Source organism: Avibacterium sp. 20-126 (genome assembly GCF_044358625.1).
Lineage (GTDB): Bacteria > Pseudomonadota > Gammaproteobacteria > Enterobacterales > Pasteurellaceae > Avibacterium.
This window is the reverse complement of the sequence record NZ_CP091457.1, coordinates 1,230,161-1,245,412: the sequence shown is the minus strand read 5'-3', so window position 1 is coordinate 1,245,412 and position 15,252 is coordinate 1,230,161. Positions and strand designations below refer to the sequence as shown.

The following is a 15,252-nucleotide window of genomic DNA, read 5'->3' as shown; positions in this document are numbered from 1 at the left end:
ATTAGCAAAATTTTCACCGCACTTTGTTTTGGACATCATTTTCTAATGCAAAAAATTCGCTTATTTTTTACCGCACTTTTCTTTTCAGTCCCACTTTTGGCACAAGAGCAATTTGTCTCACTGACATTGTGTAGTGATAGGCTTTTGGCTGAATTAGCACGCCCTGAACAAATTGCCGCACAATCTATTTATTCAACCAATCCCTTAATGATGCTGGATAAAGTTAATCAACATAAACCCGCGCTTGAGGCACGATTAACAGATTTGTTGCCTTATTTAGATAAAACCATTTTGCTCAATGAGCAGTTTTATCCTCAACTGGTCGCCGATCTCAAAAAACTTGGCGTAAAGATTTTCCCTATTAATGATAGCCCACAAACGGCAGAGCAGCTTTTTGCATTAATCCTACAATTAGGCAAACGCCTTGATAATGAAAAACACGCTCAGCAACTGGTGGCAAAGCTAAAAAACAGCGATTTTCAGCTTAATCAAGCTCACACCCACACCTTAATTCTTTCTGATACTGGGGTGGTAGAACCCATTTTTCCGCAATATCAAGTGTTGCTAAAATTGCTTGGCTTAACCCCCCTCGAAAATGCAGTAACCGCACAAAATTTTTCCCTTGAGAAACTGTTGCGTGCGCAACCGAATTGGCTGATTTCTATCCGTGATAAACAAGGTTATAACGAACAGGCTGAAGTGCTTAATCACCCTTTGTTAGCCAATATGTTTCCCGCACAACGAATGGCAACAATGCCATTAAAATATGGCTATTGCTTTGATCACGGTGTTTGGCAAGGGGCGGAAATGATTTATCGCCAACTCAATAAGGAAGAATAACCAGAATGAAACGATTAAACCTTTCCCTTTTTGTCTTATTACTTTTGTTAATTGCCTTTGCCATTTTTCATCAGCTTGGTGATTTTGCGCATTTACGCAATGCACAAGGGATTGCTACGGATATGCGAGCTTTGGTGTTATGGGACATTCGTTTTCCACGTCTAGGTTTGGCTATTTTAACCGGAGCAAGCCTTGCTGTGGCGGGCAATGCAATGCAAGGATTATTTCAAAATCCATTGGCTAGCCCCGGCTTACTTGGCGCAGCAAATGGGGCAACCACCGCAAGCGTGTTTTTACTGTATTATTTTTCTTTACCTTTATCTTTTTTACTGTTTGGTGGCATTTTAGGAGCGTTAGGCAGTTTTTTGTTGGTTTATTTCATCGCTAAAAATAAAGGTACAACAATGATGATTTTAGCAGGGGTTGCAGTGAATATGTTACTCGGTTCAGCCATTGCATTATTACTTTCCAATGCGCAAAGTCCTTGGGCATTAGCGGAATTATACCGCTGGTTACAGGGTTCATTAATCTGGGCGAAAATAACACCGCTCTTGCTTTCATTGCCTATTGTGGTAGGCGGTGCAATTTGTTTATATTGCCAACGCCGTTACCTCGATTTACTCACCTTCGGGGAAGAAACCGCTAGCACGATGGGTATTGACCCAAAACGTAGCTTTTTTATCACCACTCTTGGCGTGGCGTTGCTGGTGGGGGCAACCATTCCACAAACAGGAACAATCGGATTTATTGGCTTAATTGCGCCGCACTTTGCCCGCATTTGGATCAAAAAACAACCATCACAACTTTATTTGACAAGTGGCTTAATGGGCGCATTACTGTTGTTAGTTGCTGATCTTGCTATTCAATATATCCCATTTTTCTCGCATATTTATATTGGCACACTGACCGCCATTATTGGCGCACCTTGCTTGATTTGGATCTTGCTTACCCAACAACGGAGATTAGCCCGTGATTAAATTGCATAATGTTAGCCTTTCCTACGGCATTCAGAATATCACTTGCCACATTCCGCAAGGTAAATTGGTGGGCATAATGGGCGGTAATGGAGCAGGGAAATCTACCTTGCTGAAAGCCATTGCTGGTATCTTACCACTTGAAACAGGCACGATTTTATTTAATGAACAACCGCTCAATGAAATGAGTTTAGCTCAAAAAAGCCAAATATTGGCGTATTTCGCTCAAAACACAGCGATTTATTGGGATTTATCTGTCTATGATGTCATCGCACTTGGTTTACCTGAAACGATGGATAATCTTAGTGAAAAAGTGCGGTCAAAAAAAGACACGTTTTTTGATCGTTTATTTCACTCATCAAATAAGCAATGGCAGAAAGAAAAGATCCAGCAAATCGCTTGCCAATTTTCGGTTCAACATCTGTTAGAACAACCTTTCCAACAGCTTTCAGGTGGCGAAAAAGCCCGTGTTCAGCTTGCCCGTTGTTGCATAAAAAACGCACCAATCTTATTGGCAGACGAACCCATTGCCCCTCTTGATCCTTATTATCAAATTGATATTTTAGAACAATTAAAATCACTCACCCCAAGCACTACCTGCGTTGTCGCCATTCACCACCTTGATCTGGCTTACCGTTTCTGCGATGAGATTATCTTGCTACACCAAGGCAACTTACTCGCCCACGGCAATACGCAAAATGTCCTAACCGCAGAAAATTTAGCCACTGCGTTTGGCGTTAAGGCGGAGATTGATGTGGAAAAAAGAATGTTTGGAACTATTCAGAAATTATGATTAACTATTTATATTTAATCAAATATGAGAAAAGAAAATGACAAGCACAATACTTGAATCCTTATCTGAAATTCATAAAACACTTGCTTTTTTTCAGCGTGAAAATGCTAAAAAACAATTATATGATGCGAGCCGTTTTAGCCCTTTTCAATTTATAAGAACTAATGAAAATGGTTTATCTGAAATCATTGCGTTCTTACTTGATCCTAGCCAAAATCACGGACAACAAGACTTATTTTTAAATAGTTTATTAAAATATTTAAACCTGCCAGAATATTTGTCTTATAACAACGTATCGGTAACTTGTGAAAAAGTAACTTCAGAACGAGGACGACATGATATTTTTATTGAAGGTTTTTTAGATAATAAACGCCAATGGATTATTTCTATTGAAAATAAGTTAAGATATGCAGCCGATCAAAATAACCAATTAGAAGATTATTGGGAAAATATTACTAGTTATAACCCTAATTTTTGTTGTTTGATCTATTTATCCCCGTTTAAGAAACCGCCTAGTGAACAATCTATTGATACAGATAGATGGAATAAATTAATTCAAGATAATCAAGCAAAAGCTATTGGTGCAGAAGATCTGATTAAGTGGCTGGAGCAAACGGCAATAATCGCTCCAAATATTCGGGCTTTTTGTCAGAGTTTTATACAATTTTTAAAAGAAGATATTATGAATGAAAAGAAAGAAAATAATCAATTATTAGATGAGTTAGTTAAAAAAGCTAATTGGATTGAAGCAGCAATAACCTTGGTTGAATTGTCAAATAATATTATGAAAAATTAGAAAGTATATTATTAGAACAGCTGCAAACAAAATTAGAAAAAAACTATAATGAACTTATTCAGGATGATTGGAGATTTTATTCAACAGGTTTATCTACAGGTTTTTATCTTGATAAAGGTGAAGAATATTCTTGGGGGATTGGGATAGAATTTAATAATAGAACTTATCATAATGCATATTATGGGGTTTGGGCTAATAAAGATAATATCTCACAGGAAAATTACCAAAGATTAGAAGAAATGTTTAAATTAGAAGGATTTGAACAAGCTAAATGGTGGATACAATGGCAATATTGCAATGGAAACTTAAGAAATTGGGACGGAAAAATTTGGAAGAAAGTTATCACTGGTCGATTAGCGGAAGAGATTTTTGAGTTATTAGAACCTTTTATTAAGCAAGCCAATGAAAATTTAGAAGAATTAAAATGCATTACGAATAAATAGAAAAAGTGCGGTGATTTTCCACCGCATTTTTGTTATAAAAAATTAAATTTTAAAAATCCGAGTTTCTCCCATAGGCATATCAATAGCAAGGCTGAGTTTTCCGCCCATTGTCTCTACATAGCGTTTAAGCGTAGAAAGGCGTAATTCATTGCCTCGCTGTTCGATTTGTGCAACAGCAGGTTGTGAAATACCAAGGGCATCGGCCAGCTGTTTTTGAGAGATTTCCATTTCTTGACGAATGCTAGATAATCCTGATTCAAGCAGTAATTCTTCTGCTTTTTGCTCAATTCTTTGGCGAGCTTCAGGAGAAAACTCATCTAAAAGTTGTTCTAAAGTTTTCATTTCACTTCTCCAGTGTTCTTAAATAAGCGCTAAATTCAGCGTCAGCTTGTTTGATCATTCTCTTATAGAACTGTTTATCGTTGCTTTTATCACCTGCACATAAAATAATAGCTTGACGCAAGGGATCAAAAGCAAAAAGTGCTCTTAAGGGCTTGCCTTGATGTTGAATGCGTAGCTCTTTCATATTTGGGTATTGCGAACCTTTCAGCGTATCGACATAAGGACGAGAAAGTTAGGGGCCAACCGTTTTTAAAAGTAAAAGTGCAGCGGTAACATCTTCTTGAATAGCATTGTTTTGCTGTTTCAACCAAGCAACAAAATTATCCGTTAATATAACGTTCCAGTGCTGTGGTTTAGTCATTTACCTACCTTTCATAAGCTATAAATTATAATATAAATTATAGCTTATTATTCTATGCTGTCAAAGGCTATGTGAAAAATAAAACCTTTATTACTTCATCGAAACACCAAGCCATTTGTGCATTTCTTTTTCGTTCCAGCCTTTGCGTTTGGCGTAGTCTAGCGCTTGATCTTCATCAATGCGACCTAGGGTGAAATAGTTGCTGGCAGGGTGGGTGAAGTACCAACCACAGACACTGGCAGCAGGCCACATTGCGTAGCTTTCAGTGAGCTTCATTCCAATGCGTTGTTCCACTTCAAGGAGATCCCAAATCAATTGTTTTTCTGTATGTTCTGGGCAACTTGGATAACCCGGGGCGGGGCGAATGCCGACATAATTTTCTGCAATGAGATTTTCATTATTGAAGGTTTCATTGGAATAGCCCCATACCTTAGTGCGAAGCTCAAAGTGTAAGTATTCTGCCATTGCTTCAGCTAAACGATCACCTATTGCTTGTAGTAAAATCGCATTGTAATCATCACCTGCGGCTTTGAAGCTATCCACTAAGTCGTGTTCTTCAATGCCAGCACAGACGGCGAACATTCCGAGCCAATCTTGCTGTCCACTTTCGCGATCGGCGATAAAATCACTTAAAGCAAAATTATAGGGGCTTTTGCTATTTTTTCCGCGTTCACTTTGTTGTCGTAAATGGTGTGCAATACCTGCGACAGAAGTGCGGTCAGAATGTTGATAAATTTCAATATCATCGCCTTTACGATAAGCAGGGAAAATTCCCATAATACCACTTGGCTTGAGCTTGCCATTTTGTTCAAATTCATCGAGCATTTGTTGGGCATCATTATAGACTTTGCGTGCTTCCTCGCCGCCTTCAGGATAATCAAAGGCATCAGGATAGCCGCCCATTAATCCCCATAAACGGAAAAATGGCGACCAGTCAATAAATTGACGTAAGGTTGAAATTGGCACATTTTTATATTCGATAATGCCAGTTTGTTTTGGTTGTGGTATTTGATAATCCGCCCACTCGCCAGAAAACGCAGGGAACGCGTTAGCGCGTGCCTGTTCAATTGGGAGCTGTTGGCGTAATGGTTTGCGGTTGGCAAAACTGTGCTGAATTTTTTCGTATTCTTGTTTGGTACGTTGCCAAAGTTCCGCTTTGCTTTCTGGGTTCATCAAGGCAGCACAAACCGTTACTGCGCGGGACGCGTTGGTGGTGTAGATCACTTCGTGCTTGTATTTTGGATAGAGTTTGATTGCAGTATGTTCTTTGGAGGTGGTTGCACCACCGATAATCACAGGCAAGCTCAAGCCTAGGCGGTTCATTTCGCCTAAGAAGTATTCCATTTCATCTAAAGACGGTGTGATTAACCCACTCAATCCAATAATATCGGCGTTTTCGTTGATTGCTGTTTCAATGATTTTATCCGCCGGCACCATTACGCCGAGATCGATCACTTCAAAATTATTACATTGCAATACGACACTCACAATGTTTTTGCCGATGTCGTGGACATCCCCTTTTACCGTAGCGATGACGACTTTTCCGCTTGAGACACCTTGCTGTTTGGTCGCGTTAATAAAAGGTTCTAAATAAGCGACGGATTGTTTCATCACGCGTGCGGATTTCACCACTTGTGGTAGGAACATTTTGCCGTCTCCGAATAGATCCCCCACCACATCCATTCCTGCCATTAATGGGCCTTCGATCACTTCCAATGGGGAGCTAAATTGCAAACGCGCTTCTTCCGTGTCTTCAATAATATGGCTGGTGATCCCTTTTACTAAGGCGTGTTTTAGGCGTTCTTCCACAGGCCAAGTACGCCATTCAGCCACACCATTATCGTTATTTTCACTGGCGACCCCTTTGTATTTGTCGGCAATATCTAGTAGGCGATCGGTGGCATCAGCACGGCGATTGAGTACGGCATCTTCTACAATTTCACGCAATTCGGGATCAAGATCATCATAAATTGCTAATTGACCCGCATTGACGATCCCCATATCCATACCTTGTTTGATCGCGTGGTAAAGGAAAACCGCGTGAATAGCTTCACGCATCGGATTGTTACCACGGAACGAGAAGGAAACATTGGATACGCCACCAGAAATTTTTGCGTGGGGAAGTGCGCGTTTAATTCGCCCTGTGGCGTTAATAAAATCGACGCCATAGTTGTTGTGTTCTTCAATCCCTGTGCCGATTGCGAAGATATTTGGGTCAAAAATAATATCTTCAGGAGGAAAGCCCACTTCATCAACCAAAATATGGTAAGCACGGGTACAGATTTCCACTTTACGTTCTTCTGTGTCTGCTTGTCCGACTTCATCAAACGCCATCACCACCGCTGCTGCGCCATAACGACGAATCAGTTTGGCTTGTGCGACAAATTTCTCTTTACCTTCTTTAAGGGAAATGGAATTGACAATCCCCTTGCCTTGAATAGATTGCAAACCGGCTTCAATGACTTCCCATTTGGACGAATCGATCATCACTGGCACTTTGGCTGCATCGGGTTCAGTCGCCATAATATTAAGGAATTGCACCATACATTTTTCACTGTCGAGTAATGCTTCATCCATATTGACATCGATCACTTGAGCGCCATTTTCCACTTGGTCAATGGCAATCTCAATGGCTTCAGCATAGCGTTCTTCTTTAATTAATTTTTTAAATTTTGCAGAACCCGTTACATTATTGCGTTCGCCTACGTTTACAAAGAGGCTGTTTTCATCAATGTTTAGCGGCTCTAAGCCAGATAAACGCATTGCCACCGGTAAATCAGGCAAGGCTCTTGGTGGCACATTTTTGACAACATCGGCAATGGATTGGATATGCTCTGGCGTTGTTCCACAACAGCCTCCGACAATATTAAGCCAACCATTTTCTGCCCATTCCTGAATATAGCTAGCCATTTCTTCTGCACCTAAGTCATAACCGCCAAAAGCATTTGGCAGCCCTGCATTAGGGTGAACAGACACATAGGTTTCACTGATTTTAGACATCACTTCCACATATTGACGCAATTCTTTTGGGCCTAATGCACAGTTTAAGCCGAAAGAAAGCGGTTTTACGTGGCGAAGCGAGTTATAAAATGCTTCGGTGGTTTGCCCTGAGAGCGTACGTCCTGAGGCATCGGTAATCGTGCCAGAAATCATAATAGGTAATTTGATCTCAAGTTCTTCAAACACTTGATCAATCGCAAAGGCGGCGGCTTTGGCATTGAGGGTGTCGAAAATCGTTTCGATCATAATCAAATCCGCGCCCCCTTCAATTAAGCCTTTGGTTGCTTCTGCATAGGCATCCACTAATTGCATAAAGGTGATATTACGGTAAGCCGGATCATTGACATTCGGTGAAATAGACGCCGTGCGGTTAGTTGGCCCAAGCACGCCAGCCACAAAACGGGGCTTTTCTGGCGTGCTATATTTATCCGCCGCTAAACGAGCCAATTTCGCGCCGGCAAAATTTAGCTCATAAGCGATACTTTCAAGGGCATAATCCGCTTGTGCAATGGTGGTGGCGGAAAAGGTGTTGGTTTCAATAATATCTGCGCCAGCGGCAAGATATTTTTCGTGAATAGCTTGAATCACCAAAGGTTGGGTAAGGGTAAGTAAATCATTATTCCCGCGTAAATCGATCGGGCTATCTTTAAAACGTTCACCACGAAAATCTGCTTCAGTGAGTTTATATTGTTGAATCATTGTTCCCATCGCACCATCTAAAATAAGAATGCGATCTTTAAGGGCTTGTGAAATAAGAGAAAAAGAAGGATGTTGTTTCATTTTGTTACAGCTTAGCGTTTAATAAATATAACAGGCATAATAGAAATAAGGTGGGGGTGTGTCAAACCTTATCTTTATGCGGGAAAATGTGTCGGGTAAACTTGTACAAGTTTTATGTGCTTGCAGACACAATATTTTGAAAAAATCCTACCGCACTTTGAAAATTTTCCCCATAGAAAATGAGTGGGGTACGTTGGCGTTGCCAAACAGGTACATTATGCGCTTGCCACAATTTTTTAATATCCTGATGAATGCCTTGTGCATTGCGAACTTTGCCCGAATAAGCAAAACGAATGGAGATCGGTAAATTTGTCAGTGGGAGGGAATAAATTTGATCTTGCCACTGAATTTGAATGGCTGATTCCGTTTGGCTAAAACAAATTGTTCCCAATTGATCGGGCAGTGCAAGGGGCTGGTTTAAGATCACAGGAATGTGAATTTGGCGCAGATCGGCAAAGATTTCCGTTAAATACAGACGCTGTTGATAACGGCGGAGCATTTTATTTCCCAGTTGAAATTGTGGATTACGATCCGATTGAGCCAGAATCACATCTTGAATCAGTTGTTCTAACTGCTTGGTAGAAGGCATAGGCTGTTGTAAGGTTTCCAACCATAAGCGGAGCAGGGCGTTTTGTTTCAATACAGACCATTGGGAGAAATCCGTCAAATCAAAAGTGCGGTGCGTTTTATTGGCATATTTTTCTAGTTCAGGCTGTAATAATTCTGTTAAAAGTTGTTGCTGCTGCGCACAATGAGTGGCACTGCGTTGCACCGCTTGATCGAAATTTGCCCAGCGTTCACGCAATTTCGGTAAGATTTCATTGCGTAAGAAATTGCGTTCGTACTGGTTATTTTGATTGCTTTCATCTTCAATCCAAGATAACTGATTTTCTATGGCATATTGCCAAAGTTGTTGGCGTGAAAAGTCGAGTAGAGGGCGAAAAATACGCAGATTAAATACCGCACTTTGTGCTTTCATTGCAGATAAACCACTTACACCACTGCCACGTTTTAAGGCAAGAAAAAAGGTTTCCGTTTGATCTTGTTGATGATGTGCGGTGAGTAACATTTCTTGTGTTTTAATATGACGCGCAATAGCCTGATAGCGTGCTTGGCGGGCGGCTGCTTCAATGCCCATTCCTTGAACAAGTTGCACTTTTTCTATGATCAGTGGAATGGAAAATTGTTGGCAAAGCTGGTGGCAGTGGCGAACCCAATCATCGGCATTAGGGCTTAATCCGTGATGAATATGGATCGCGCGCAACGCTAAGTGCGGTTGGTTTTCGCGTAATTTTGCTAACAGAGCAAGCAAGACGGTGGAATCCAGCCCACCGCTTAACGCAATAAGAAAATGCGTGTTAGGCTGGCGTTGTAATTGCTGTTGAACTTGCTCAATTAGCGTCATAGCAGGGCTGCGTATTACGCCAGTTTAACCGCTTTAAATTGGCTTACTGGGCGAACAATTTGTTCACGTGCCGCCACAATTTGCAGCTCATAATTATCCTGCTGTTGTGTAACGGTCATTACATCATTGACGGCATTCGCCGTATGCTCAAAGGCTTCCACATCGCTTTTGCCGTTGAGTAAATTCGCCATAAATAGTCCCGCAGTTAAATCACCAACACCAACAGGCTCTTTTTTGAATTGGTGAAGTGGGCGACTAATATGCCAAATACCTTGTTCATTCGCGAATAACATTTCAAATTGGCTTGGATCTTGTCCTACCTTACTTAAATGTTTTACCAAGACTTTTTTTGGCCCTTTCGTTAAAATCAGGTTTACTGCATTAATGGCTTGGGTAAAATTTTCTACAGGCAAACCACTCAACTCACGCAATTCGACTAAATTTGGGGTGATAATATCCGCTTGTGCCATAGCCAGATTGATAAGATTTTCTTTCACCCCATCTGCCACGATACAGCCTTTGTCAGGATGTCCCATCACGGGATCGCATAAATAAATCGCATTTGGATTGCGTGCTTTCACTTTTTGTACGGCATTAATGATTTCTTCCACTTGCTCAGCCGCACCGATATAACCTGAAATCACCGCATCGCATTTGTGTAATTCACCAATATTATCAATGCCTTGCACGATTTCACCAATTTGTTCTTGTGGCATTACCATTCCAGTCCATTGACCATATTGTGTATGATTAGAAAATTGAACGGTGTTTAACGCCCATACATCAATACCGAGTAACTGCATCGGGAAGGTGGCAGATTTATTGCCAGCATAGCCATAAACAACGTGAGATTGAATAGAAAGAAGGTGTTTCATTTTGCTATCCTTATTGTGCATTTCTAAAAATGCGTGAAAGTAAAAGTGCGGTTAAAAAACCGCACATTTTTTATTTTAGCAATAACCGTAACTCATTAAGCGTTGGTAACGACGCTCTAGCAAGGTGTCGGAATCAAGAATTTCTAAGTCGGCTAAATCATCAAGTAAACGTTGTTTCAGATTTTGTGCCATTTGCTCATAATTGCGATGCGCTCCGCCCAATGGTTCAGGGATAATATTATCAATCAGTGATAATTTTTGCAGACGATCCGCAGTTAAGCCCATTACTTCTGCGGCAGTAGAGGCTTTTTCGGCACTTTTCCATAGGATAGAAGCACAGCCTTCAGGGGAGATCACGGAATAAGTACTGTATTGCAACATATTTACTTTATCCCCCACACCAATGGCTAACGCACCGCCTGAACCACCTTCACCAATGACAGTACAAATAATCGGCACTTTTAGCATAGACATTTCACGCAAGTTGCGAGCAATGGCTTCCGATTGCCCACGTTCTTCTGCACCTACGCCGGGGTATGCACCGGGTGTATCAATAAACGTGATAATAGGGAGTTTAAAACGCTCTGCCATTTCCATTAAACGTAAGGCTTTGCGATAACCTTCAGGGGCAGGCATACCAAAATTACGTTTTACTTTATCTTTTACGCTACGACCTTTCTGATGACCTATCACCATAACCGGTTTACCGTCTAAACGAGCTAAACCACCTACAATTGCTTTATCATCAGCAAAGGCGCGATCGCCTGCTAATTCTTCAAATTCAGTGAAAATATGCTCAATGTAGTCTAATGTATAAGGACGATTCGGGTGGCGAGCCATACGGGAAACTTGCCACGCATCTAAATTCGCAAATGTTTTTTTGGTTAATTCTTCGCTTTTTTTCTGTAAGCGAGCAATTTCATCATCAAGATTGATTTCACTGTCTTGTCCCGCGACTGCGCGTAACGATTCAATTTTCGCTTCAAGTTCAGCAATCGGGAGTTCAAAATCTAAGTATTCTTGGCTCATTTGTTATTCCTAGTTTTTCGGCAAAATTAGTAAGCACTTTAGCAATATTTTACTTAGCGTGCAAATATACCCAATATTTTATGCGTTTTTTGCAAAAAAAGTAGTGTTTTTTGCAGTTAGCTGGTTAGACGACTTGCTAAAATCTTTTTTTATTATTTGGGAATGGGGGTTAATCCCTGCTTAATAATTTTTTCTAAAGCACTGTAATCGCATTTATGCGATAAAATAGACGCTTGAATCATTTCATCTTCACTTACTTGTTCAAAATTTAAGTAAAAGCCTAGGGTTTTAGCTAATTGATGAATGAATAATCGTTGTGTTCGACCATTGCCCTCACGGAACGGGTGTATCGCATTTATTTCCCCTAAATAATAAGCCAATCTTGCTGGGATTTTTTCAGAAGCTGTACTTTTTAAAAATTGTTCGTTTTTTAGCTGATTAAACAATTTTTCTAACTCTGGAACAATTCTTGAACTTGTTGCAAACATTGTATCGCCTTTGCAAATATCAATATTTCTAATTTCACCTGCCCAAGAATAGATTTCATTAAACAAATGTTTATGAATGGCTTTTAGGTGAGCAATATCAAATTGCCCTTGCATAGGTGTAATCAATAATATCGCAGTTTGAATCGCTGTAATTTGAGCTTCTTTTTTATCTAGTTCCTCTTGCGTTTCGATTTTTAGCTTATTAATGAGTACGCCATTTTTATTTAGCATAGGATCAGTGCTACGATACTTCATTCGTTTTCACTTTTAATTCTGCAATAGTGATTTCACCAATTACCCATTTTTGAAAATAATGGAGTATTTCTGGGGGAAGGTATAGCCCTTCAAGCCGATTATTATCAATCGCAAATTGTAAGGCTTGCTGTTTAATCTGTTGTTCTTGTAGATGATGCATTATTTTATTCCTTACGTGGTACTTCTTCCTGACAATGTGGGCAGGTCATTAAGTGTTTTTCGTGGTTGTGAATAATAAAATGCCCCATTTTTTTGGCTTTAGTGTCAAGATATTCTGTATTGTAACGATTTTCTCCCACATTAAGCGGTACACGTTCTACCACGTTGATTCCCGCTTTTTTCATCGTATCAATTTTATTTGGATTATTGGTGAGTAGGCGGACTTGTTTTACGCCAAGCAGATCAAAAATATCCGCACAAACTTCAAAGTTACGCTCATCTGCGGCAAATCCTAAGGCAAGATTCGCTTCAATGGTATCCATTCCTTGATCTTGTAAAGAATAAGCGCGAATCTTATTAATTAAGCCAATGCCTCGCCCTTCTTCACGGTGATAAATAAGCACGCCACGCCCTGCTTCACTAATTTGACGCAATGCAGTGGCAAGCTGAAAGCCACAATCACATTTTAGACTGTGTAGAGCATCGCCCGTTAAACATTCAGAGTGAATACGAGCCAAAACAGGCTCATCTTGATTGCTAATATCGCCCATCACTAAGGCAACGTGTTCTTTTTTTGTATCAGGAAACTCAAAACCCACAATGCGGAATAAACCAAACTCGGTGGGTAAATTCGCTTCAGTAACCCGTTGAATTTTTGTCATAGCAAAATCCTTCATTCTTTTTTTATTGAATAATGTTAAAATGACGTTTTTATTATTATGAGTCATTAAAATGTTAAAACGTCTTTCATTATATACCTTATTGCTTTGCCTTGTGCCTTTTTTTGCGTGGCTAACAAACTGGCACTGGCAAGGGGATGAACATAACACTGTTTTTGATACATTTCTCTATTTTTTAACCGAAACAGGTAGCATACCTTATGCAATCATTACCTGTGCCTTGTTTGCGTTGGCATATTTTTTCTGTATCAAAGACAAAAAGCAAGCCCTTGCGGTAATTAGCGTAATGGCACTTTCTGTTGCAGTTACGCAAGGGGTGAAATCTGCGTTAAAAACGGTTTTTGCTGAGCCTCGTCCTTTTATTGTGCAATTAGCTGAAAAATCAAGCGTCAGCCCAGAATATTTTTATGATCAGCCACGTAACGTACGAGCGCAAATTGTATTGGATTATTACGCAGATAAACCTCAAATTAATCCTCATCTTGTTCATCATCGCAGTAAAGAAACAGGGTACTCCTTCCCGTCTGGGCATAGCATTTTTGCTGCCACTTGGCTAATGCTTGCTGTTGGCTTCGGGCAGTTGCTAGGGCGGAAGAATAAAGGAATGAAATGGCTCACTGCTGGCATTACCATTTGGGCAGTATTAATGCTGATAAGCCGTTTGCGTTTAGGAATGCATTATCCCATTGATTTATTGGCTTCTGTGTTGCTAGCGTGGGTATTTCATTGCGGATTATTTGATTGGATCAAAAATAAACCGATTTTCAACCGCACTTTGCAATAATAAAGTGCGGTCAGATTTTTAATTGTTTTGTTGAGGTAAAAAATGTTATACGGATTTGATATTGGTGGCACAAAAATTGAACTTGCCGTATTCGATGAAAAATTGCAAAAATACTACTCCGAACGGGTAGATACGCCAAAAGAAAGTTATGAGCAATGGCTTGATACCCTTGTTAATTTAGTGAAAAAAGCCGATGAAAAATTTGGTGAAAAAGGCACGGTTGGGCTAGGCTTACCGGGTTTTGTAAATCACGAAACAGGTTTAGCGGAAATCACCAATATTCGCGTGACAGATAATAAGCCCATTTTACGTGATTTGAGCCAGCGTTTAGAGCGTGAAGTACGAGCAGAAAATGATGCCAATTGTTTTGCCTTGTCAGAAGCGTGGGCGGAAGAAAATCAGCATTACCCAAGTGTGTTAGGGTTAATCTTAGGCACGGGCTTTGGCGGTGGGTTAGTGATTGATGGCAAAATTTACTCAGGGCAAATTGGTATGGCGGGTGAACTCGGTCATATGCAACTCAATTATCACGCCTTAAAATTACTTGGCTGGGATAACGCCCCGATTTATGAGTGTGGCTGTGGCAACCGCGCTTGCTTAGATACCTATCTTTCAGGGCGAGGCTTTGAGATGCTCTACCGTGATCTAAAAGGAGAAAGCCTATCCGCCAAAGAAATTATCCAACGTTTTTACGCGAAGGATCAACGAGCGGTAGCATTTGTAGAAATGTTCGTGGAACTCGCTGCCATTTCTATCGGCAATATTATCACTGCTCTTGATCCGCATTTAATCGTACTCGGCGGTGGTTTATCCAACTTTGATTATCTCTACGAAGCGCTACCTAAAGCCCTACCTAAACACCTACTGCGTAGTGCAAAAGTTCCTACTATTAAAAAAGCCAAATACGGCGATTCAGGTGGCGTACGGGGGGCGGCAGCGTTGTTTCTTTCGCATTGATATTTCGGGTCTGTATTAGATTAATCATTGTGTTAGGCTATAAAAATGAAGATAACTTAGTGATTAATGTAAGGCATTTATACAAGTAGCTATGTGGGTATTTGAGGGGAATGAAGCTATACTAGATTACTAAATAGAGCGCTTTAGAATTAATTGTTTTCCTTATTTTTTAATGAATTAAGAGACAATTAGTGGGGGAGAACTTGTGCAAAGTAATCATATAACGGAATTGATAAGAAATCTTTTTAGTTATGTGTAAAAGAATATAAATTTGGGTATAAAGTTTGTGTA

15 protein-coding genes and 1 pseudogene are annotated in these 15,252 nt (G+C 40.2%); 7 read left to right on the top strand and 9 right to left on the bottom strand.

The genetic code is table 11. The annotated features are described in order from the left end of the window. Positions 1–45 precede the first annotated feature (45 nt). The 5 genes from L4F91_RS05750 (at position 46) to L4F91_RS05730 (ending at position 3,846) form a co-directional block, all read left to right on the top strand. Entirely contained in the window at positions 46–840 is a 795-nt protein-coding gene (locus L4F91_RS05750) for a helical backbone metal receptor (protein ID WP_395895298.1), read from the top strand. 5 nt (positions 841–845) lie between these two features. After that, positions 846–1,817: a FecCD family ABC transporter permease gene (locus L4F91_RS05745; protein WP_395895297.1), complete on the top strand. Its 972-nt coding sequence runs from the start codon at positions 846–848 to the stop codon at positions 1,815–1,817. Then, a complete protein-coding gene (locus L4F91_RS05740) occupies positions 1,810–2,607 on the top strand; it encodes an ABC transporter ATP-binding protein (RefSeq protein ID WP_395895295.1) in 798 nt (265 codons plus the stop codon). Before L4F91_RS05745 ends, L4F91_RS05740 begins: the two co-directional genes overlap by 8 nt. A 37-nt stretch (positions 2,608–2,644) precedes the next feature. Beyond that, entirely contained in the window at positions 2,645–3,403 is a 759-nt protein-coding gene (locus tag L4F91_RS05735) for a PD-(D/E)XK nuclease family protein (protein ID WP_395895293.1), read from the top strand. A 239-nt stretch (positions 3,404–3,642) separates the two neighbouring features. Beyond that, complete coding sequence (locus L4F91_RS05730; RefSeq protein WP_395895291.1) at positions 3,643–3,846, top strand: hypothetical protein; 204 nt, start codon at positions 3,643–3,645, stop codon at positions 3,844–3,846. A gap of 42 nt (positions 3,847–3,888) precedes the next feature. Here the strand turns inward: L4F91_RS05730 and L4F91_RS05725 are convergent, their stop codons facing one another. The 9 genes and pseudogenes from L4F91_RS05725 to ribA all read right to left on the bottom strand — a co-directional run bounded on the left by L4F91_RS05725 (position 3,889) and on the right by ribA (position 13,202). Then, positions 3,889–4,188: a helix-turn-helix domain-containing protein gene (locus L4F91_RS05725; RefSeq protein ID WP_250350147.1), complete on the bottom strand. Its 300-nt coding sequence runs from the start codon at positions 4,186–4,188 to the stop codon at positions 3,889–3,891. Between the two features lies 1 nt (position 4,189). Beyond that, positions 4,190–4,549: pseudogene (locus L4F91_RS05720) on the bottom strand (type II toxin-antitoxin system RelE/ParE family toxin). Positions 4,550–4,639: 90 nt separating this feature from the next. Beyond that, on the bottom strand, positions 4,640–8,329 hold the full coding sequence (gene metH, locus L4F91_RS05715; protein WP_395895289.1) for a methionine synthase: 3,690 nt from the start codon (positions 8,327–8,329) through the stop codon (positions 4,640–4,642). 112 nt (positions 8,330–8,441) lie between these two features. Further along, positions 8,442–9,734, bottom strand: a complete 1,293-nt coding sequence (gene tilS / locus L4F91_RS05710; protein ID WP_395895286.1) for a tRNA lysidine(34) synthetase TilS — start codon at positions 9,732–9,734, stop codon at positions 8,442–8,444. A 14-nt stretch (positions 9,735–9,748) separates the two neighbouring features. After that, positions 9,749–10,609 (bottom strand): pyridoxal kinase PdxY, encoded by an 861-nt coding sequence (pdxY, locus tag L4F91_RS05705; protein ID WP_250363091.1) that lies wholly within the window; start codon positions 10,607–10,609, stop codon positions 9,749–9,751. 75 nt (positions 10,610–10,684) lie between these two features. Continuing rightward, complete coding sequence (gene accA, locus L4F91_RS05700) at positions 10,685–11,638, bottom strand: acetyl-CoA carboxylase carboxyl transferase subunit alpha (protein WP_250363090.1); 954 nt, start codon at positions 11,636–11,638, stop codon at positions 10,685–10,687. 152 nt (positions 11,639–11,790) lie between these two features. Continuing rightward, on the bottom strand, positions 11,791–12,381 hold the full coding sequence (locus L4F91_RS05695; RefSeq protein WP_250363089.1) for a Fic family protein: 591 nt from the start codon (positions 12,379–12,381) through the stop codon (positions 11,791–11,793). After that, a complete protein-coding gene (locus L4F91_RS05690) occupies positions 12,368–12,541 on the bottom strand; it encodes an antitoxin VbhA family protein (RefSeq protein WP_250350154.1) in 174 nt (57 codons plus the stop codon). The genes L4F91_RS05695 and L4F91_RS05690 overlap by 14 nt, the downstream gene beginning before the upstream one ends. 4 nt (positions 12,542–12,545) lie before the next feature. Then, positions 12,546–13,202, bottom strand: coding sequence for a GTP cyclohydrolase II (gene ribA, locus L4F91_RS05685; protein WP_250350155.1), 657 nt, complete (start codon positions 13,200–13,202; stop codon positions 12,546–12,548). A 70-nt stretch (positions 13,203–13,272) separates the two neighbouring features. Here ribA and L4F91_RS05680 point away from each other — a divergent pair, with 70 nt between their 5' ends. Then, the gene (locus tag L4F91_RS05680) at positions 13,273–14,004 is read left to right on the top strand and encodes a phosphatase PAP2 family protein (RefSeq protein ID WP_395895282.1); all 732 of its coding nucleotides are present in this window, start codon (positions 13,273–13,275) and stop codon (positions 14,002–14,004) included. 42 nt (positions 14,005–14,046) lie between these two features. Then, complete coding sequence (gene nagK / locus L4F91_RS05675) at positions 14,047–14,961, top strand: N-acetylglucosamine kinase (RefSeq protein ID WP_395895280.1); 915 nt, start codon at positions 14,047–14,049, stop codon at positions 14,959–14,961. Positions 14,962–15,252 lie beyond the last annotated feature (291 nt).

Bases quoted from the DNA above. Each gene is read 5' to 3' on its own strand.
- L4F91_RS05750 (WP_395895298.1), top strand. From the start codon at position 46: ATGCAAAAAATTCGCTTATTTTTTACCGCACTTTTCTTTTCAGTCCCA.
- L4F91_RS05745 (WP_395895297.1), top strand. From the start codon at position 846: ATGAAACGATTAAACCTTTCCCTTTTTGTCTTATTACTTTTGTTAATT.
- L4F91_RS05735 (WP_395895293.1), top strand. From the start codon at position 2,645: ATGACAAGCACAATACTTGAATCCTTATCTGAAATTCATAAAACACTT.
- L4F91_RS05730 (WP_395895291.1), top strand. From the start codon at position 3,643: ATGTTTAAATTAGAAGGATTTGAACAAGCTAAATGGTGGATACAATGG.
- L4F91_RS05725 (WP_250350147.1), bottom strand. From the start codon at position 4,188: ATGAAAACTTTAGAACAACTTTTAGATGAGTTTTCTCCTGAAGCTCGC.
- metH (WP_395895289.1), bottom strand. From the start codon at position 8,329: ATGAAACAACATCCTTCTTTTTCTCTTATTTCACAAGCCCTTAAAGAT.
- tilS (WP_395895286.1), bottom strand. From the start codon at position 9,734: ATGACGCTAATTGAGCAAGTTCAACAGCAATTACAACGCCAGCCTAAC.
- pdxY (WP_250363091.1), bottom strand. From the start codon at position 10,609: ATGAAACACCTTCTTTCTATTCAATCTCACGTTGTTTATGGCTATGCT.
- accA (WP_250363090.1), bottom strand. From the start codon at position 11,638: ATGAGCCAAGAATACTTAGATTTTGAACTCCCGATTGCTGAACTTGAA.
- L4F91_RS05695 (WP_250363089.1), bottom strand. From the start codon at position 12,381: ATGAAGTATCGTAGCACTGATCCTATGCTAAATAAAAATGGCGTACTC.
- L4F91_RS05690 (WP_250350154.1), bottom strand. From the start codon at position 12,541: ATGCATCATCTACAAGAACAACAGATTAAACAGCAAGCCTTACAATTT.
- ribA (WP_250350155.1), bottom strand. From the start codon at position 13,202: ATGACAAAAATTCAACGGGTTACTGAAGCGAATTTACCCACCGAGTTT.
- L4F91_RS05680 (WP_395895282.1), top strand. From the start codon at position 13,273: ATGTTAAAACGTCTTTCATTATATACCTTATTGCTTTGCCTTGTGCCT.
- nagK (WP_395895280.1), top strand. From the start codon at position 14,047: ATGTTATACGGATTTGATATTGGTGGCACAAAAATTGAACTTGCCGTA.